This window comes from Flavihumibacter solisilvae (assembly GCF_000814475.1).
Taxonomy (GTDB): Bacteria; Bacteroidota; Bacteroidia; order Chitinophagales; family Chitinophagaceae; genus Flavihumibacter; species Flavihumibacter solisilvae.
In genome coordinates this window covers 148,656-168,138 of record NZ_JSVC01000027.1, presented here as the reverse complement: position 1 = coordinate 168,138, position 19,483 = coordinate 148,656, and the positions used below count along the sequence as shown (strand labels likewise).

General features: G+C 49.8%; 17 protein-coding genes. 7 read left to right on the top strand and 10 right to left on the bottom strand.

Going from position 1 to position 19,483, the window contains the following annotated elements; translation table 11 throughout:
- The first annotated feature begins 22 nt into the window (after window positions 1–22).
- Together treA and OI18_RS20925 are read left to right on the top strand one after the other, a co-directional pair.
- Window positions 23–1,612, top strand: coding sequence for an alpha,alpha-trehalase TreA (gene treA, locus OI18_RS20930; protein ID WP_039143616.1), 1,590 nt, complete (start codon window positions 23–25; stop codon window positions 1,610–1,612).
- A 77-nt stretch (window positions 1,613–1,689) separates the two neighbouring features.
- Window positions 1,690–2,925 carry an OmpA family protein gene (locus OI18_RS20925; protein WP_039143614.1) on the top strand — a complete coding sequence of 412 codons (1,236 nt, stop codon included), beginning with the start codon at window positions 1,690–1,692 and terminating at the stop codon, window positions 2,923–2,925.
- A 6-nt stretch (window positions 2,926–2,931) separates the two neighbouring features.
- On the opposite strand, the gene OI18_RS20920 is transcribed toward OI18_RS20925, so the two are convergent.
- Both OI18_RS20920 and OI18_RS20915 read right to left on the bottom strand, forming a co-directional pair.
- On the bottom strand, window positions 2,932–3,825 hold the full coding sequence (locus OI18_RS20920) for an NmrA family NAD(P)-binding protein (protein WP_039143611.1): 894 nt from the start codon (window positions 3,823–3,825) through the stop codon (window positions 2,932–2,934).
- A 39-nt stretch (window positions 3,826–3,864) separates the two neighbouring features.
- Complete coding sequence (locus OI18_RS20915; RefSeq protein WP_039143609.1) at window positions 3,865–4,293, bottom strand: MarR family winged helix-turn-helix transcriptional regulator; 429 nt, start codon at window positions 4,291–4,293, stop codon at window positions 3,865–3,867.
- 71 nt (window positions 4,294–4,364) lie between these two features.
- Between OI18_RS20915 and ruvB the strand changes: the two genes are divergently transcribed.
- Window positions 4,365–5,393 carry a Holliday junction branch migration DNA helicase RuvB gene (ruvB, locus tag OI18_RS20910; protein ID WP_039143607.1) on the top strand — a complete coding sequence of 343 codons (1,029 nt, stop codon included), beginning with the start codon at window positions 4,365–4,367 and terminating at the stop codon, window positions 5,391–5,393.
- Between the two features lie 139 nt (window positions 5,394–5,532).
- On the opposite strand, the gene OI18_RS20905 is transcribed toward ruvB, so the two are convergent.
- The gene (locus tag OI18_RS20905; protein ID WP_039143604.1) at window positions 5,533–6,237 is read right to left on the bottom strand and encodes a response regulator transcription factor; all 705 of its coding nucleotides are present in this window, start codon (window positions 6,235–6,237) and stop codon (window positions 5,533–5,535) included.
- Between the two features lie 96 nt (window positions 6,238–6,333).
- On the opposite strand from OI18_RS20905, the gene OI18_RS20900 reads away from it, so the two are divergent.
- Window positions 6,334–6,705, top strand: coding sequence for a co-chaperone GroES (locus OI18_RS20900; protein WP_039143601.1), 372 nt, complete (start codon window positions 6,334–6,336; stop codon window positions 6,703–6,705).
- A gap of 33 nt (window positions 6,706–6,738) precedes the next feature.
- Window positions 6,739–8,304, top strand: coding sequence for a helicase HerA-like domain-containing protein (locus OI18_RS20895; RefSeq protein WP_039143598.1), 1,566 nt, complete (start codon window positions 6,739–6,741; stop codon window positions 8,302–8,304).
- A gap of 22 nt (window positions 8,305–8,326) precedes the next feature.
- Here OI18_RS20895 and OI18_RS20890 read toward each other — a convergent pair whose 3' ends face one another.
- Both OI18_RS20890 and OI18_RS20885 read right to left on the bottom strand, forming a co-directional pair.
- On the bottom strand, window positions 8,327–10,225 hold the full coding sequence (locus OI18_RS20890; RefSeq protein ID WP_039143596.1) for a RecQ family ATP-dependent DNA helicase: 1,899 nt from the start codon (window positions 10,223–10,225) through the stop codon (window positions 8,327–8,329).
- Between the two features lie 32 nt (window positions 10,226–10,257).
- On the bottom strand, window positions 10,258–12,396 hold the full coding sequence (locus OI18_RS20885) for a heavy metal translocating P-type ATPase (protein WP_039143593.1): 2,139 nt from the start codon (window positions 12,394–12,396) through the stop codon (window positions 10,258–10,260).
- 110 nt (window positions 12,397–12,506) lie between these two features.
- Between OI18_RS20885 and tsaE the strand changes: the two genes are divergently transcribed.
- Window positions 12,507–12,920 (top strand): tRNA (adenosine(37)-N6)-threonylcarbamoyltransferase complex ATPase subunit type 1 TsaE, encoded by a 414-nt coding sequence (tsaE, locus tag OI18_RS20880; protein WP_039143591.1) that lies wholly within the window; start codon window positions 12,507–12,509, stop codon window positions 12,918–12,920.
- A 24-nt stretch (window positions 12,921–12,944) separates the two neighbouring features.
- The gene (locus OI18_RS20875) at window positions 12,945–14,159 is read left to right on the top strand and encodes an alanine dehydrogenase (protein WP_039143588.1); all 1,215 of its coding nucleotides are present in this window, start codon (window positions 12,945–12,947) and stop codon (window positions 14,157–14,159) included.
- Window positions 14,160–14,165: 6 nt separating this feature from the next.
- Here the strand turns inward: OI18_RS20875 and OI18_RS20870 are convergent, their stop codons facing one another.
- The 5 genes from OI18_RS20870 to OI18_RS20850 all read right to left on the bottom strand — a co-directional run bounded on the left by OI18_RS20870 (window position 14,166) and on the right by OI18_RS20850 (window position 19,467).
- Window positions 14,166–14,783 carry an ABC transporter ATP-binding protein gene (locus OI18_RS20870; protein ID WP_039143586.1) on the bottom strand — a complete coding sequence of 206 codons (618 nt, stop codon included), beginning with the start codon at window positions 14,781–14,783 and terminating at the stop codon, window positions 14,166–14,168.
- Window positions 14,764–15,570: an acyl-ACP--UDP-N-acetylglucosamine O-acyltransferase gene (lpxA, locus tag OI18_RS20865; protein WP_039143584.1), complete on the bottom strand. Its 807-nt coding sequence runs from the start codon at window positions 15,568–15,570 to the stop codon at window positions 14,764–14,766. The genes OI18_RS20870 and lpxA overlap by 20 nt, the downstream gene beginning before the upstream one ends.
- 119 nt (window positions 15,571–15,689) lie before the next feature.
- Complete coding sequence (locus OI18_RS20860) at window positions 15,690–17,096, bottom strand: bifunctional UDP-3-O-[3-hydroxymyristoyl] N-acetylglucosamine deacetylase/3-hydroxyacyl-ACP dehydratase (protein ID WP_039143582.1); 1,407 nt, start codon at window positions 17,094–17,096, stop codon at window positions 15,690–15,692.
- Window positions 17,097–17,157: 61 nt separating this feature from the next.
- Window positions 17,158–18,201 (bottom strand): UDP-3-O-(3-hydroxymyristoyl)glucosamine N-acyltransferase, encoded by a 1,044-nt coding sequence (lpxD, locus tag OI18_RS20855; RefSeq protein ID WP_039143579.1) that lies wholly within the window; start codon window positions 18,199–18,201, stop codon window positions 17,158–17,160.
- A 30-nt stretch (window positions 18,202–18,231) separates the two neighbouring features.
- Complete coding sequence (locus OI18_RS20850; protein WP_039143577.1) at window positions 18,232–19,467, bottom strand: HD domain-containing protein; 1,236 nt, start codon at window positions 19,465–19,467, stop codon at window positions 18,232–18,234.
- Window positions 19,468–19,483: the final 16 nt, after the last annotated feature.

Sequence of the window (19,483 nt, the reverse complement as noted above, 5' to 3'; positions counted from 1 at the left end):
TTGAATAGTAATTGAACAGCGTATGAGAAACACGATATTTTCTTTCTTGTTCCTGTGCTGTACATTGTCAGTCATGGCACAAAAAAAGTCAGTTCAGACGCCTGATGAGATCTATGGCGAATTGTTTACAGATGTCCAGGAAGCGAAGATCTTTCCTGATGGTAAGACCTTCGTGGACTGCATCCCTAAGCGTGATCCGGCAGAGATCGTAAAAGATTACCTGGCTATCAAAAAGAATCCCGCCATCAGGTTCTCCCTTCACCTTTTTGTACAGGAAAATTTCGAAGTGCCGCAGAATCCTGCCGACCAGTATAAGACCAACCCGAATGAAGATATCATTACACACTTAAAGGGATTATGGAAGGTGCTCAGGCGCGAGCCGGACAAAGAAGTAAAAGGTTCGTCTCTTTTGCCTTTGCCTTACCCGTACATTGTTCCCGGCGGAAGGTTCCGGGAAATCTATTACTGGGATTCCTATTTCACGATGCTGGGGCTCAAGGAAAGCGGCGAGAATGAAATGATCGAGAATATGGTAAAGAACTTTGCTTACCTGATCGATACCTACGGGCACATTCCGAATGGTAACCGTACCTATTATCTCAGCCGGTCGCAGCCGCCGTTTTTCTCACTGATGGTTGAATTGCTTGCAGGAGTGAAGGGGGACAGCATTTACAAAGTTTACCTGCCGCAGCTCGAGAAAGAACATCGTTACTGGATGCAGGGCGGGGCTGACCTGAAACCGGGACAGGAAGTGCGGTACGTAGTCAGGATGAAAGATGGCACCCTGCTGAACAGGTATTGGGATGAAAGCACAGTGCCGCGCCAGGAAAGCTGGCGTGAAGATGTGGAAACCGCACGACGTTCGAAACGCAACAAGGTGGAGATGTACCAGCACCTGCGTGCGGGTGCAACCAGCGGCATCGATTTCAGCAGCCGTTGGTTCGACGACAAAAAGAACATTACAACAATTGAAACGACCGATATCATCCCGGTTGACCTGAACGCCCTCATGTATAATATGGAAGTGGTGATCGCCCGCGCGAAGCAGATCTCCGGCGACGATTCAGGTGCGGCAAAATATGAAAAACTTGCCGCGGCAAGGCAGGTAGCGGTGGACAAATACTGCTGGAACAGCAACCTGAAATTTTACACCGACTATAATTTCAAAAAAGGTAAGGTGACAAATGCGGTTACTCCCGCCGGCCTGTATCCATTCTGCTTCTTCCCGCAAAAGCAGGGATACCTTAGCGTGCTGGGACAACAGGCCGGTGAAGTGGTTAAGGAGAAGCTGTTGAAACCCGGGGGTATCAGCACAAGTGTATATAATACCGGTGAGCAGTGGGATGACCCTAACGGTTGGGCACCATTGCAATGGATGTCGATTGCCGGGCTCGCACGCGCTGGCCAGATAGGCCTGGCAAAGGAAATTTCGAACCGCTGGCTGCAATTGAATGAAAAAGTGTTTAAGGAAACAGGTAAAATGATGGAGAAATACAATGTAGCCGACCTTAACCAGCCCGCCGGTGGTGGTGAGTATGCGGCGCAGGATGGTTTCGGGTGGACCAATGGCGTTTACCTGGCGCTTTCCGCATGGCTCAAAAAAACGAATTAATAGCTGTAACTTGTAGTATTCCAGACCCCATTCCAGACCCCATCCACACCATATTTTCTAACTTAAAATTGGTTGTTATGGCATTTAATATCCTGGATGCAGTAAAGGGTTTTCTTACTCCCGACATTCTCAGCCGAGCCGCTTCTTACATGGGTGAACCTGAAACCTCCGTTAGTAAGGCATTGAACGGGTTGATTCCCGCTTCTCTTCTCGGTATAACTCTGAAAGCTGAGTCAGGTGGTGCCCAGGCAGTATTGGATGCTGCCAACAAAGCCAACAACACGGGCATCCTGAATAGCCTCGCCTCAGCGTACAGCGCTGGTGGCGGTGGGATCCCCGATTTCGCACCCGGGTTGCTGAGCAGTGTGCTGGGTGATAAAGTTGGTGGCATCGCCAATGCCATTGCACAATTTGCCGGTGTAAAGGGGTCATCTGCTGCAACTCTTGTGGGATCCGTTGTTCCGCTCATACTCGGATTAATCGGGAAGCATGCAAGTGGAAATAACCTCAACGCATCAGATTTGAGCGGCATGTTGGCGAGGCAGAAATCGGCATTTATGAATGCCCTGCCGCCGGGACTCAACCTGTCTGGCGTAGTACCCGGAGTGGTAACTGGTGCTGAACGTACCGTACACGAAGCACGTCACGCCGTTCATGAGACCACGCAAACTAAAGTTAATGAAGGCCGCTGGCTGACGCCAGTCCTGCTTGGCGTGGCTGCAATAGCGTTGCTTTTATACCTGGTAAAGGGCTGCGGCGGACATAAAGACGATGATAAACTGGTTAGCCATGCTCCTGTCACACATGACACGGTAGCACATACGGAGCCTGCAGCAGCAGCAGTAACAAGAACTTCGATGATGGTGAAACTTCCGGACGGCACCGAACTGGATGCATACCGCGGAGGAATCGAAGACCAGCTTGTCGCCTGCCTCAATGATGCGGCCTGCACAGCAGGGAAAGACAGGTGGTTTGATTTCGATAATATCAATTTTGAAACTGGAAGCTCAACACTTACCGGTGAAAGCCAGAAGCAGGTCGGAAATCTTGTGGCCATCCTTAAAGCATATCCCAAACTGAAGATCAAGATTGGCGGGTATACAGATAAGACCGGTGATGCTGCAGCCAACCAGAAGCTGAGCCAGGACAGGGCAGAAGCAGTAATGAATGCCATCAAAAATTCCGGTGGTACTTCCGGCCAGGTGACGGGTGCTGAAGGATATGGATCGCAGTTTGCAAAAATTCCGGAAACGGCATCCGACGAAGAACGTAAAGTTGATCGTCGGATATCCGTCCAGGTAAGAGAGAAATAATTTCAGTTAACCCGCATTGTAACTCTCTGCGAAGATCTTTGCAAAGTCTTCCAGTGAAGTTTTGCCGAGCCTTGCGGGCCGGTGTTTGAAGAAGTCTTCCGCCATGATGCCGGTCCGCAGGGCCTTACCCATTTCCGTATAATTTTTTGCGATCTCACCGGGCAGGCCTGCCGCAAGCAGCCCATCATTCATTTGCTCATCCGTGAAAGTGACCCATGGCAGGTCAGGTTTACCTATCGCTGATCCGAATGCACGTGCAATGTCTTCGGTTGAACGTACGTCACTGGCAATATATACAGATGACTTTCCCGAAAAAGAAAGGGAGTTCAGCTTTTTGGCCGCTTCCTCTGCAATGTCGCCTGTGTACGACATCACCAGTTTGAATCCTTCACCGCCGAAATTGCTGCCAATGAAATTCATGTTTTTGACCATGCCGATGCTGGACAGGAAATTGGAATAGAAATACCCCGGCCGGAGATGGAGTACGTTTTTTCCTGCGAGTGAATCGAGTGCATGTTCCGCACGGTGGAGTCCTGATACAGGTCCACAGCCATCAGGCCGGTGCGCACCAAAACTGCTGAGGTTAACTACATACAGGGCCCGTGAGTCCTTTAATGCTGCAGCATAGTTTTCACCAATGCCTGCGATGTATCCCTTCCAGTCGTTGTCAATGTAGATGGGCGGTACCATTGTATATACAGCATCTGCATCACGGAATGCTTCCGAAAGGAATTTCCTGTCCTCAACAGATCCTATCGCAGCTTTTGCACCCTGGTCGGTCAGCACTTTCAGGTGTTCGGCATTGCGACCGATAACGGTTACTTCGTGTCCTGATTCGAGTAGTTTTTCAGCAAGCGGGCGTGAAATATTTCCTGCGCTGCCGGTGATTACGTATTTCATAAACTATGTTTGTATGTACAAATGATGAGTGAAAAAAAATTAAGGGAACAGTTTGTCCGTGATTTTATTGATGTTGTGAACCAGTCTTGCGCTTTCTTCCTTTCCAAGAATGGCAGAGTAGCTGTCGTGAAATTCTGCCACGCATGATTTCAGTTTTGGTAGCAGGTCCTTTCCTTTGGGTGTGGGATATACATTTGTCAGCTTTCCTTCGTTGGTGCGGACAACCAGCTTTTTCTCTTCGAGCTTTTCGATCAGGCGGGTAACGGTGCTTGGGCTCAGCTGAAGTTCGCTTGCAAGGGTGCCGGGCTGAATTCCCGGATCATCGATGACCATCATCAGCAGGTAAGCGTGGCTGGGTGACAACCCCACTTTTTTCCAGGTGTCAATGGCCAGCTTCTCCATTTTCCGGGCGAGGGCACCGCTGGCGAAATACATACATTTGCAATACCTGCTTTCTGAAGTTTTCATCTTTTCAAAGGTAGCGATTATCTATTTGTATATGCAAGTAAAATTATTGTGTTAATATTGGAGCGAACAAAATGAGCAATCCGAATCTACAACCAGATCCTTCACAGCTCAATTCAGCGGAAAGGGAATTTGAGAACAGTCTCCGGCCCAAAGAGATCGAAGATTTCGCTGGCCAGTCGCAGATCATCGAGAACCTGAAAATCTTCATTAAGGCAGCAAAGATCCGCGGCGAGGCGCTGGACCATGTATTGTTCCATGGCCCTCCCGGCCTTGGCAAAACGACCCTCTCCCGCATTGTCGCCAATGAAATGGGTGTGCATATCAAGGAGACTTCCGGTCCGGTGATAGAAAAGCCCGGCGACCTCGCCGGCCTGCTGACCAACCTGGAGGCGAACGATGTACTTTTCATCGATGAGATCCATCGGTTAAGCACGGTCGTGGAAGAATACCTGTATTCCGCCATGGAAGATTACCGGATCGATATCATGATCGATTCCGGTCCCAATGCCCGCAGCATCCAGATCAACCTGAATCCCTTCACCCTCATAGGCGCTACGACCAGGAGCGGGTTGCTGACCGCACCGCTGCTGTCGAGGTTCGCCATCAAATCGCGCCTCGAATATTACAACAGCGCTACCCTTGAGCGCATCATCAATCGCAGTGCGGGGTTGCTGAATGCGCCCATCTCCGCGGAAGCTGCCGCCGAAATTTCCGGTCGCAGCAGGGGAACGCCACGGATCGCGAACGGACTGCTGCGCAGGGTCCGCGATTTCGCCATGGTACTCAACGATGGACAGATCGACCTGGGCATTACCCGTCACGCACTCAAAGCACTGAACGTGGATGAGCACGGACTCGATGAAATGGATAACCGCATTCTCGCAACAATTATTGAAAAATTCAAGGGCGGCCCCGTCGGCATTACCACCATCGCCACCGCAGTGGGGGAGGAAGCCGGCACGCTCGAAGAAGTATACGAACCATTCCTCATCCAGGAAGGTTTCATCCAGCGCACTCCCCGCGGCCGTGAAGTGACGGCAAAAGCTTATGAGCATTTAGGGAGAACTCCACGAGGCGGAGGAAGTCCACAGTTATTCTAGGAACCTGAATAGACCGGTGATTTCACTCACGGCTTAGCCCCCGGTAAAGCAAAGACGCCAAGGGGGAAATCTAAAATTCCTCCCTGGCGCCTTTATGCTGAAAACATTTTAGAAGGGGCCATTCGCCAGTAAGTGCACGCTACGCATTCTGTGGAACCACGAGCCGGAACCCATTCCCATGTATATTCACGATCTCGATAGTGGAATCTTCCTTCAAATATTTGCGCAGCTTCGCAATGTACACGTCCATACTGCGGCCGTTGAAGTAAGTGTCGCTACCCCAGATCTTTTTCAGCGCCTGCTCACGGGGCAGTAGATCATTCATGTGTTCGGCAAGCATTTTCAATAACTCATTCTCTTTGGGAGAAAGGGTCTGCGTCTGACCATCATGGCTAAGCTCGCGCAGCTTGGGATTGAAATGAAAACTTCCGAGGTCGAATTCCTTGTTCTCGTTTTCTTTATTCAGTTCTTCATTTCTCTTCAGGATCGCCTTGATCTTCATCAGTAATACTTCACTGTCGAAGGGCTTGGTGATATAGTCGTCAGCACCCAGTTTATATCCCTGGATGATATCCTCTTTCATGGTTTTGGCGCTCAGAAAGAATAAAGGAATATCGGGGTCAATGTCACGGATCTCTTCAGCCAGCGAAAATCCATCCATGTTCGGCATCATTACATCAAGCAGGCAGAGGTCAAATTTTTCGCGTTGAAAAGCAGCCAGTCCAAGCCGGCCGTCGCGTTCCAGCACCACATCAAAATCATTCAGCTCCAGGTAATTCTTTAAAACAAGTCCAAGGTTCTGATCGTCTTCGCACAACAATATTTTCGCTTTCTTTTCTTCCATAACTGGTAATTTATTAGATAAAATAAAATTAAATCATTTCTGCAGCTAAACCTATAGGGGATAATCTTTTGTTAAATGGACATCTTAATTTTACGTATGCTTCTGACAAATGACAACAAACTGAAGAAACTGATTGTGATCGGTGACCGGGTGCTCATCCGCCCGTCGAAGCCCGATGAGAAAACCGTCAGCGGACTTTATCTCCCGCCCGGCGTGCAGGAGAAGGAAAAAGTGCAGCAGGGTTATGTGATCCGCACCGGCCCGGGTTATGCCATTCCGACTCCACCTGAAGATGAGACCTGGAAGCAACAGGAAGACCAGGTGAAATATATTCCCCTGCAGGCGAAGGAGGGAGACCTGGCCATCTTTCTCTTAAGCGGAGCCACCGAAGTGATGTACGAGAATGAAAGATATTTTATCGTTCCGCAGAGCGCCATCCTGATGCTCGAAAGAGACGAGGAATTTTAGACTTTTCTTTATCTTCCCTGCCAATCTTTTCACATGGCAGATACCAACAGCTTCCAGGAAGCAATAAAGGCAGGTTATTCCTTCAAAGGTGACTCGGCGAAAATAGGTGTGGCAATACTTGATGGACAACCCATTCCCGGCGCAGATATCCTTTTGCCGCTTAAGACCATGAACAGGCACGGCCTCATCGCCGGGGCCACAGGTACGGGCAAGACCAAAACTCTGCAGGTGCTCGCCGAGGTGCTGAGCGACAACAGCATCCCGGTATTGCTCATGGATATCAAGGGCGACCTGAGCGGTATTGCCGCAGCCGGAAGCGCCAATGAAAAGATCACCGAGCGCTACAAACACCTGCAGATGGATTATGTGCCTTCTGCATATCCCGCTGAACTGCTTACCCTCAGCAATGAGCCCGGCGTTCGGTTACGGGCCACTGTTAGTGAGTTTGGGCCGGTGCTCCTCAGTAAGATCCTCGGTCTGAACGATACGCAGTCCGGGCTCGTAGCCATGATCTTTAAATGGTGCGACGACAACCAGCTTCCGCTCCTCGACCTGAAGGATTTTATCAAGGTGCTCCAATATGTAGGTAATGAAGGGAAAGCGCAGCTCGAAAAGGAATACGGAAAGGTGTCCACCACCTCAACAGGTACGATCCTGCGCAAGGTTGTGGAACTGCAGCAACAGGGCGCTGACCAGTTCTTCGGCGAAAAGAGTTTTGAAGTGGATGACCTGATGCGCATTGCTGATGATGGTCGCGGGATGATCTCCATCCTGCGCGTCACCGACCTGCAGGACCGCCCCAAGCTCTTCTCCACTTTTATGCTCCAGCTGCTTGCCGAATTGTATGGCTCCAGTCCTGAAGAAGGGGATATGGACAAGCCCAAGTTGGTGATCTTTATCGATGAAGCCCACCTCATTTTCCAGGAAGCCAGTGAAGCGCTGCTGCAGCAGATCGAGACGATCATCAAACTCATCCGTTCGAAGGGCATCGGCATCTTCTTCTGTACACAGAACCCGATGGATGTGCCGAAGGATGTGCTGGGACAACTTGGATTGAAAATCCAACACGCCCTGCGGGCCTTCACCGCCGCTGATCGCAAGGTGATCAAGCAAACAGCAGAAAACTATCCCGAGACTGCCTTTTATAAAACCGACGAATTACTTACCCAGCTGGGGATCGGGGAAGCCCTCGTAACCATGCTCAACGAAAAAGGCATTCCCACACCACTGGCTCATGTTTTACTGGTGGCTCCGCGAAGTCGTATGGATATTCTCTCCGACGACGAGATCAAAGAGATCACCGGGTCCAGTAAACTCGTGGCGAAATACAACAAGGCCATCGACAGCGAAAGCGCGTATGAATTACTGACTGCCAAGCTCGAAGAAGCAGCCGAAGCAGCAGAGACTGAAAAGGAAAAAGCGGTGGCAGCAAAACCAGCTTCCCGCCGGACCAAAGAAGAGAAATCAGTCCTCGAAGAAATGCTCGACAGCTCCGCTGCCCGCCAGGTCGGACGAACCGCCGCCAGCGTAATCACCCGCACCTTACTCGGTGCCCTTGGACTTGGTGGAAGATCTTCGAGGAAAAAGAGTTTGTGGTAGGGATAACTCAAAAGCTATTGCTCTATTTCAGCCTGAACAACCCATCTTCTTCTGCGATCACCCGCTCCTCAGCGAGCAGGAAATCCAATGCGTTCCACAAACTGTTGTCATCACATTCGTAGGTCAGCTGCTGTTTAATTTCCGTCGGGCTAAGCGGGGATGCAGACAAAAGCTTCAATATATCTTTTGTTATCGTTCCGGTAGCTACGCGCCTGCGGTTTTTGGCGAGACAGTTATCGCATATGCCGCAGGGTTGGATCTTTTCGTCGCCGAAATATTTGCCGATGAAAACGCTGCGGCATTCACGTGACTCAACATACTGCTTCATTTTTGCTGCCCGATCAAGTGCGAGTTTTTTTCGCTCCTGTACAACGTTCATGTTTACCCGCAGGTATTCAGCCCTGACCCGCTCGGCCAGCAAAGTGAACTGCGGCTGATCCTTGAGCGGCTCATAACGGATGATGCCATGACGGTGAAGCGCCTGCAGGATCTCCTTCACTTCTTCCCTTTCTTTACGCCAACTGCGGGAGAGATAGCTCTCGTTAATGGATACCGGGTAAGTAAAGAGACCTTCATAATTCCGGAGCAGGCTTTTTACCGGCTCCTCGTATTGGGGATATAGTCGCTGGAATTCCTGCAACCACCCACGGTCACTGATGAATTGCACTTTAGGCGGAAGAAACACGGATTCATTCAACGCACAATAGCCTTCGCTCTGCAGGATCTGCAGCGCATTGATGGCCACCACCCGGTCAATGCCGAAATTGGTACAGAAGCGACCGAGGTCGAAATCGTATGTATTACCTTCTCCCGCGCCTGAAGGAATTTGCAGGAAATCGGCTACCGACTGGTACACTTTCCGAATGGTCTCGAGGTCAGGAAACTTCTTTTCCACCTGTTCCAGCATCGATGCAAACTCCGCCGGGTTGTAGAGCAAAACAGCGTAGGCCTTTTTGCGATCCCGTCCTGCCCGACCCGCTTCCTGGTAATAATTTTCCATGCAATCCGGCACATCGAAATGTACAACCGTTCGCACGTCGGCTTTGTCAATGCCCATTCCAAAAGCGTTGGTGCTCACCATGATCCTCGCCTGGTTGCTGGTCCACAGTTGCTGGCGCTCATGGCGGGTTTCCTGGTCAAGTCCAGCATGGTAAAATATGGCCGGCAATCCCTGTTCATTCAGGTGCCTGCAAACTTCAACAGTCTTTTTCCTGCTTTTGCAATACACAATTCCGGTGCCCTGAACCTGGGTAAGAATGTTGGTCAGCTTGTTCAGTTTATTGGGTTCTTCAAAACAGCTGTAGGAGAGCCCTTCACGGTCAAATGAACCACTGATTACCCGGGCATTTTTCAGTTTAAGTTGTGTAACGATATCTTCCCTGACAAGCGGCGTTGCGGATGCGGTAAGTGCCAGCATGGGCACTTCGGGCAGGTATTCCCGTAAGCTGCTGATCTGCAGGTAGCTTGGCCGGAAATCATAACCCCACTGCGAAACACAGTGGGCTTCATCAACTGCGACCAGGCTCACATTCATTTCCGGGAGGAATTCGCGGAATAATTTTGTCTGCAGCCGTTCCGGTGACACATACAATAGTTTCACCCGCTCGTTTACTGCGAGTTCCATTGTTTTCATCACTTCTTTGTACGACATGCCCGTATGGATCGCGAGGGCGGAAATTCCTTTGTTTCGCAGTTGCTGTACCTGGTCTTTCATCAGCGCAATAAGCGGACTGATCACAAGACAGATTCCGTCCATAGCCATTGCCGGCACCTGGTAGCAGACGGATTTTCCGCTACCGGTTGGCAGTAGGGCCAGTGTGTCGTTCCCTGCCAGTGCAGAATGGATAATATCTTCCTGTAAAGGCCTGAACTCACTGTAGCCCCAGTATTCTTTAAGTATCGAATGAATGGGTGGATTCATGGGATGGCAATCTACAAACTGTGGCTGTCAGTTCACACCGTTTTTTTCACGAATAGCCTGACAGAGTTTATGGCAAGAACCACATCGCTGAGTCCCATAACCAGTGCGCCGAATGTCGGAGTGAGGAATCCGAACGCTGCAACAGGGATCGCCACTATATTGTAGGAGAATGCCCAGAACAGGTTTTGTTTGATGGTAATTAGCGTATGTTTTCCCAGCCCGAGTGCGAGCGGAAGGTTCTTCAGGCCATGTCCCATCAGCACCACATCAGCAGTCTGCAATGCAACTTGTGAAGCTTCACTCATCGAAATGCCGATTGTCGCTTTGGCCAGCGCGGGTGCATCGTTGATACCATCACCCACCATCGCAGTTGGAGACTTTGCAGTTAGCTCCGCAATGATCTGCAGTTTTTGTTCGGGAGTTTTCTCTGCAATAACGGTATCGATGCCAAGTTCCCTGGCCAGCAAATCACACTTTAATTTCCGGTCGCCGCTCAGCAGGATCGTTTTAATTTGTCTCGCGTGGAGATAATTGATCACGGTCCTTGCTTCGGGACGGATATCATCCTTTACATCAATCCAGCCGATAAGCGCGCCATTCTTTATGACGTAAACATTATGCGTGTCGTCGTTGGTGAATTCCTTTGCAATGGCAAAAGAACCGGCAAGGTAAGTGTCACCATCACGGCTCACGGCATTCATGCCTTTCCCTTTTATCTCTTCAATTTTTTTCCACCGGGTTTCGGGCGATTGCTTCCATTCTTTTACAATCCCACGGGCTATCGGGTGATTGCTGAATTTTTCCAATGAGTAGACTATGTTCCTGAATGCGGCATCGTCGATCTCTGTATGATAGCCTGCAATTACAAATTCTCCCGTAGTCAGCGTTCCTGTTTTGTCAAACACAACCTGGCTCACGCTCTTAAATGCTTCCAGTGATTTTGCGTCCCGGAACAGGATGCCATTCTTTGCGGCGCGACCGAGACCAACAGCAATCGCAGCCGGGGTGGCAAGTCCCATCGCACATGGACAGGCAATCACCAGCACCGCAATTGACCGCATGAGTGATTCAGTAAATGGAGACGCATGGTTGCCGGAGAAAATAAAATAATTGACCAGGAAAGTCAGCAAGGCGATTGCGAGCACCAGCGGAACAAAAATCGCGCTGATTCGGTCTGCCAGTTTCTGAACCGGCGGCTTATCGCCCTGGGCTTTTTTAACCAGGTTGATGATATTCGATAAAACAGATTGGTCTGCTGTTGCTGTAACCTGTGCTTTTACCGTGCCTTCAACTACCAGGCTTCCGCCGATGAGATTATCCTTTGCTTTCTTTTCTACAGGTAGACTTTCCCCGGTAATGATTGCTTCATTTATGGTTGCCTCGCCCCAAAGGATCTTACAATCCGCGGGAACCTGCTCGCCATTCCGGATCAGGATAAGATCTCCATTTCTTAGCTGGGTATTTTCCACGGGAAAGATCAGCTCCTGGTGCTGGTCGTCGAAAGCGATCATATTGGCCATTACTTTCTGGCTTTTAGCCAGTTTATTCAACTCGCGCTGGGTGCTTTGAATAGACAGGTCTTCGAGGTAATTACCAAGGAATACCAACGTGAGGATGGTTGCAGCAGTTTCGTAAAAAAGATACTGTTCGCCCTGGCCCATTATGGTGCCCGCGAGACTGTATACAAAAGCCGCAGTAGCACCGATAGCGATCAGCACATTCATATTCGGGTTGCCGTGACGAATGCTTTTTACGGCGCTTACACCGAAGAAAGACATGCCGACAACATACACCGGGATACACAGGGCCAGTTGAACCCATGGATTCATCAGCCAGTGAATATGCAGACCTGGAATCATATGCAACATCAGCACAGCTGTAAAGGGAAGGCAGATCAGCAGGTAACGCAGGAACCTGTTCATTGGCCGCTTACCCGACGGCGCAGCTATTGTTTCATCGACAACCTTGTAGCCCAATGATTCTATACCGCGGCTGAGCGCTTTTTGTTTCGTATCATCCGGGTTTTCCAGGTCGAAGTGAACATCGCCATCGATCGGGTTCACCTTTACATTCTGCATACCTTCCTTCTCCAGGTATTTCGTAACGCTCAACGCACAATTTGCGCAGGTCATTCCTTCCACCTTCCAATTTATCGTTTCTTTTCCGGTCATGTTGCTGATTATAGTTGCACATACAAATATACAACTATGACGGGGCAATGTTTTGGTTGCATGACCAATAAAAAAGATACGCGGTTGCAAGTCTGGTATAACTTTGCCGCATGCGCTGGACCTATTCAATTGAAGAATTGCCACAGGTATCGAAAGAAATCATAAAAATGCTGGATGATGCACGCGTAGTTGCATTGTCGGGGCAGATGGGTGCGGGTAAAACCACTTTGATTCATGCAGTTTGCGATGCACTTGGCGTGACATCGGTTGTGGGCAGCCCGACCTTCTCGATTATCAATGAGTATAGTACCGCCAACGGCCCGGTTTATCATATCGATTGTTACCGCCTGCGGGATGAGCAGGAAGCCATTGACGCAGGTGTGGAAGATTGTCTTTACAGCGGTGAATGGTGTTTCGTTGAATGGCCGGAAAAGATCCCGCATATTTTTCCTGATGAAACAGCGCGGTTGTCGATCACGGCCATTGACGAAAAAAAGCGGTTAATAGAGCTTATTAAGTTGTAATTTTCCACTTCTTTTAACCTTTACATGGCTCAGCAGAAACCTTTTATCAGTCCGTCATTTAGTTACGAAACACTGGAGGAAACTTTAGATGTCAAGCCGACGGGGGCGCAGTTGCACATTGGGATTCCAAAAGAGGTCGCTTTCCAGGAGAACAGGGTAGCCCTTACCCCAGATGCGGTGGGAGTGCTGGTAAGCAATGGTCACCAGGTGGTGATCGAACACAATGCCGGCGATGCTGCGCATTACCGTGATAAAGATTACAGTGAGGCTGGGGCAAGAATTGTTTACGATAAGTCTGAAGTATATAAGGCGCCGATCCTGGTAAAGAGTGCGCCGGTAATTGAAGAGGATCTTCCCTGTCTGCAGCAGAACCAGGTGATCATTTCACCGATGCACATCACGCTGCTGAAAGCCGAACTGCTCGAAAAAATGATGGAAAAGCGGATCACCGCTTTATCATTCGAACAGTTGAAGGATGAGAACGGAACTTTTCCGATCGTACGCAGCATGAGTGAGATAGCAGGTAGTGCTGTAATGCTGATTGCCGGGCAATACCTCGGATCTGCCAATCATGGCAAAGGGGTTTTGCTGGGAGGGATAACGGGGATCCCGCCTTCCAAAGTGATCATTCTCGGCGCCGGTATCGTTGGCGAATATGCAGCCCGTGCCGCCCTGGCGCTCGGAGCCTCCGTAAAAGTTTTTGACAACAGCGTTTTCCGCCTGAAACAGTTGCAGGATAATGTTGGCCATAGGTTGTGGACCTCCGTCCTGGAGCCCAAGATCCTGGCCAAACAGTTGAAGACCTGCGAGGTAGCCGTGGGAACCCTGCGCAGCAACAGCGGCCGTGCACCCGTAGTGGTTACAGAAGAAATGGTCAGCAATATGCGTCCCGGTAGTGTGATCATTGACGTTAGCATCGACAGCGGTGGCTGCTTTGAGACTTCTGAGATCACGAGTCATGAGCATCCCATCTTCATGAAATACGGCGTTATCCACTATTGTGTTCCCAATATTCCTTCCGGTTTTGCCCGAACCGCCTCACATGCCATCAGCAATGTGCTGATGCCGCTTTTGCTCGAAGCTTCAGATGCCGGTGGCATTGAAAACCTGATCTGGCACAAGGTTCACCTCCGCAGCGGAATCTACCTGTTCAAAGGTGCGCTCACCCATTTCCACCTCAGCCAGCGTTTCAACCTGAAATACACAGACTTGAACTTACTGATTGCGAGTAGAAGGTGATCGGGGTCACTTGTAACCCATAATATCGAGCGACTGCGAACAAAACACATATTCGTGAGGATCATTACTGCACACGATCACTAACCGGTCTTTTGCATACTTTTCCATCAGTGACAAATACATGGCAGAGCCGGAGGCGTCGAGATTGGTAGTGGGTTCGTCCAGTAGAAGGACAGGCGTATCTGAGAATACAGCCTGTGCGAGTTTCAACCGCTGTTTCATTCCCGAAGAATAATAACGGATCTGCTTATGCGCCGCTTTTTCAATTCCAACGACAGTAAGCATTTCCGGAATGGTATGATTTGGCAGGAAGGGCTTGAATCCCCCATGAAAGCTTAGGAATTCGGTCGCCGTCATCTCTTCAATTAATTCAAGATAGGGCGCGGCAATGGCGATCTGTTTGAATACAGCATCATCTGCAATCGCATTCCCGTTAAGCTGGTAAGTGACCTTTCCCTCTGAAATGGTGAGTGCACCGGCGATGGCCTGGAGCAGGGTGCTCTTGCCTGATCCGTTGGGACCGGTTATGGCATAACTGTTCCCTGATTCAAAGGAATAATGAAGCTTCCGGAAGATCCATTCACGGTTGAATCTTTTCCCGGCATCAGATAGAGATATCCTCATCGTTGCTGCCTTTTGTAAAGCGCTTGATGATACCCCTTCCGCTTTCCCTGATGAAAGTCACGATTTCATCCCTTTCATCAGTTGCGCTGAATTCTTCCTCGATGTATTCAAGTGCCTGTGAGGTATTCATTCCCTTATTGTACAGCACGCGGTAAATGTCAAGGATGTGGTTGATCCTGTCGACACTGAATCCGCGGCGTTTGAGACCGACAGAATTTACGCCGGCATACGACAGCGGTGTGCGTGCAGCCTTAATGTAAGGAGGTACGTCCTTGCTCACCAGCGATCCTCCACTTACGAAGGCGTGCTGGCCGATCTGAACGAACTGGTGAACCGCACTCACCCCGCCGATAATGGCCCAGTCGCCAACAGTAACATGACCGGCCATCTGCACATTGTTGCTCATGATCACGTGGTTACCCACGATACAGTCATGTGCCAGGTGGCTGTACGCCATGATGAGACAGCCCCGGCCTACTGCAGTTTTTCCCCTGTCCTTGGTTCCGCGGTTGATGGTTACAAACTCCCGTATGGTTGTGCCGTCGCCAATCTCTACATTGGAATATTCTCCTTCAAATTTCAGGTCCTGCGGTATGGCGGCAAGCACAGCTCCGGGAAAGATCCGGCAGTTCTTACCTATCCGGGCGCCTTCCATTATGGTAACATTACTTCCGATCCAGGTTCCTTCTCCGATCTCAACATCCTGGTGTATTACAGTAAACGGGTCAACCTTCACGTTCGTGGCAAGGCGCGCATTAGGATGGATGTACGTGTGCGGGTGAATCATTGTGATATTTTCTTGTCAAGCCGGTTGGTCATTTCTGGTGCACACCGGATATAAAAAACGTCAGCTTTTTCAACTGACGTGCAAAAATAGGTGTAATTAGGCAATTTAAAGGACCGTCCTCAACCCCGTTTGACCACCTGTGCAACCATGTCGGCTTCAGCGCACACTTTATTACCCACATACACTGTCCCTTTCATTTCACAGATACCCCGACGGATAGGCGCAATCAGTTCCATTTTCAGGAGCATGGTATCGCCCGGAACGATCTTTTGCTTGAATTTGCAATTGTCGATCTTCAGGAAATAAGTATCATATGTAGCGCTGGGCATGGAATTGATGGCCAGGATCCCTCCTGTCTGGGCGAGAGCTTCGCACAACAATACCCCCGGCATTACCGGGTTACCGGGAAAATGTCCCTGGAAAAACGGTTCATTAAAGGTCACATTCTTAACGCCGATAATATGCTTATCGGTGAGTTCTATGATCTTGTCAACCAGCAGGAAGGGATAACGATGCGGCAGGGTCTGTTCGATCTGCTGGGCATTGAAAATGGGCGGCTGGTTGGGATCGTAAATGGGAACGTCCTTCAGATGCCTGTTTTTCTTTATGTATTGTTTGATCTGGCGGGCAAATTCGACATTGGTGCTGTGACCCGGGCGGTTGGCAATGATCCTTGCCTTGATCGGGTAGCCAATAAGTGCCAGGTCTCCGACTACGTCCAGGAGCTTGTGACGTGCCGGCTCATTCGAAAACCTGAGTTCCAGGTTATTCAGGTAACCTTCATGTTTTACTTCGATCCTGTCGCGGCCGAATGATTTTGCCAGGCGCGCCATTTCTTCCTCCGTTACCGGCTTATCCACCACCACGATGGCATTATTGATATCACCACCTTTGATCAGGTTGTGTTCCAGCAGCATTTCCAGCTCATGCAGGAAAACGAATGTGCGGCATGGTGAGATCTCCTTAACGAATTCCGACATGTTTTTCAGTCCTGCATGCTGCGTTCCCAATACCGGTGAATTAAAATCGATCAGCGTTGTGATCTGGTAGTCCACAGCCGGCATCGCCACCATTTCCACGCGCTTCTTTTCATCATAGTGGTAAATGTTCTGGTCGATGCTGTACCAGGCTTTCGCGGCCTGCTGTTCAACAACGCCTACTTCCTGCAGGATCTCCACAAAAGGCTGGGAGCTGCCATCCATGATTGGTGTTTCAGGACCATTGATCTCAATGAGACAGTTGTCCACGCCAAGGCCTACGAGAGCAGCAAGTACATGTTCTACAGTGCTCACCCTGGCACCGTTGTCTTCGATTGTTGTTCCCCGTGAGGTATCGGTAACCAGGTCACAATCAGCTTTAATGATGGGCTGACCCGGGAGATCTATCCGTTGAAACTGGAGTCCGAAACCGGGACTGGCCGGTCGGAAAGTCATATCCACCTTAACACCGGTGTGTAGTCCTGTCCCCGAAATACTTATCTCCGCACCTACGGTGTGCTGTTTGTCAGAGTTGAAATTTGCGTCCATGCGTTTGAATCTTAAGCGGCAAAATTAAAGAGAACACCGATTGGATCGGCTTGTAATGGTTCTATACCTCGAACTTTAAACTTTTTACGATCTGCTCGAGCTCTTTGATCCTTTTTTCGAGCTCGGGGAGATTACGGCTGACTGCCTGGCTGCGTAGAGCACTTGTATAGTCAAAGGCCGGTGACCCGGTTACCGCTGTATTGGGAAGCTTGATGGATTTGCTTACACCACTCTGCGCATTGATCTTACTGCCATCAGCTATAGAAATATGTCCCACTATCCCGGCTTGTCCGCCGATCATGACATTGCTGCCGATCTTCGTACTGCCGCTTACCCCCGCCTGGGCTGCTATTACTGTATTGTTGCCCACTTCTACATTGTGTGCAACCTGTATCAGGTTGTCCAGCTTTGCGCCGGCTTTAATTATGGTTGACCCGATCGTAGCGCGGTCGATTGTTGCATTGGCACCGATCTCCACGCCGTTTTCCACTACCACATTCCCGATCTGCGGAACCTTCTTGAAACTGCCATCGGCCTGTGGAGCGAACCCGAATCCGTCGCTGCCGATCACCGTGCCGGCATGGATCGTTACCTGCCTGCCGATCTTACAGTCATGGTAGATCTTTACTCCGGGGTGAATAATACTGTTGTCTTCTATGGTAACATTATTGCCAATGAATACCTGGGGAAAGATCTTTACCTGGTTGCCAATGGTTACGTTTTCGCCGATATAGGCAAATGCACCGATGAACACCCCTTCTCCCATTTTCGCTGATGTCGACACATAACTGGGTTCCTGCCTTCCCACCAATTGCTGCGTCTTCAGCTCCTGGTATTTCGAAAGTAAAGTGGCAAAGGCAGAATAGGCATCCTTCACCCTGATCAGCGCGGCCGTTACGGGCTGCTTCAGCTCGAGATTGTCATTGACAATAATGATGGATGCGGAAGTAGTATATAAATAATCTTCGTATTTAGGATTGGCCAGGAATGACAATTGTCCGGATACAGCCTCTTCTATCTTTCCAAAAGAACCTACTAAAACTTCAGGGTTCCCTTCTACTGTCCCATTTATCAGTACTGCTATCTGTGCGGCGCTGAATTGCATATATAATTTTTTATTAATGCGGCAATACTCTCAGAACAATTTTTCTGCAACTGCCGGATTCAGGTAGCAAAAGTAATATTTTTTAACAGGGCGGGATAAATTGTGCTGGATAAGAGCGTTATCCACCTGTGAAATATCCCTGATATTTCCATCCTTGAACAGGATTTGGATCCTTTCCTCGTAGGGATCATAAGTGGTATTGCTGGCTTCACCGGTAAATACCAGGAACCCGGCATCCTCTTCGGTGATGCCGGCAGCTTTTGCGGTTATGGCACGTTGCTCTGCCATAAATGCCGGGTCAAATGGTTCCGCCTGCAGCCGGACCTTCAGCAGTTGCCTGTCTACCAGCATCCGGCATAAAGCGGACAGCACTTTGTCGGGGTGTTGCATCCAGCTTTTGATAGCACCCATCACATCGAAATCATCCAGCTGGCAGAATTTTTCCAGGTGATCTTCGATCTTCAGGTTTTCGCCCTCCTGCAGGAAAAAGTTGAGGATTTCCGAAGGCGCTGCAACCTTTATGCCTGCACCGATGAGCGCTTTTGCCCGCTGGATAATGGTGACCAGCATCTTCTCCGCGCAAAGCACCGTTTTGTGCAGGTACACCTGCCAGTACATCAATCTGCGGGCGACAAGGAATTTTTCGATCGAGTAAATGGCCTTTTCTTCTACCACCAGCTCACCATTCCATACACAGAGCATTTTTATGATCCGGTCATAGCCGATTACGCCTTCTGAGACCCCGGTGAAAAAGCTGTCACGGGTTAGGTAGTCCATCCGGTCCACATCCAGTTGCCCGGAAACCAGCTGGTGAAGAAATGGTTTATCGTATTGACCATTAAAAATGTGGATCGCAAGTTCAAGTTGACCACCGGTTTCCCTGTTGATGGATTCCATGATGAGCTGCGAAATGGATTCATGCCGTAGTCCTTTGATCAGCGTATGTTCGAGGGCGTGAGAGTAAGGTCCGTGACCGGCATCATGTAACAGGATCGCAATTTTCGCTGCGGTTTCCTCTTCAGGTGTAATATGTACTCCTTTGTTTTTCAGTTCCATGAGTGCATTACACATGAGGTGATAGGCACCGAGGGAATGATGGAGGCGGGTATGCACCGCACCGGGATAAACGAGGTGGGCAAAAGCCATCTGCTGGATCCGCCTCAGCCGCTGGTAATAAGGATGTGCGATCACCTGCATCAGCAGCGGATGATCAATGGTGATGAACCCATAAACAGGGTCGTTCACAATCTTCCTGGTTGCATTCATCACCCTGACTTATTTT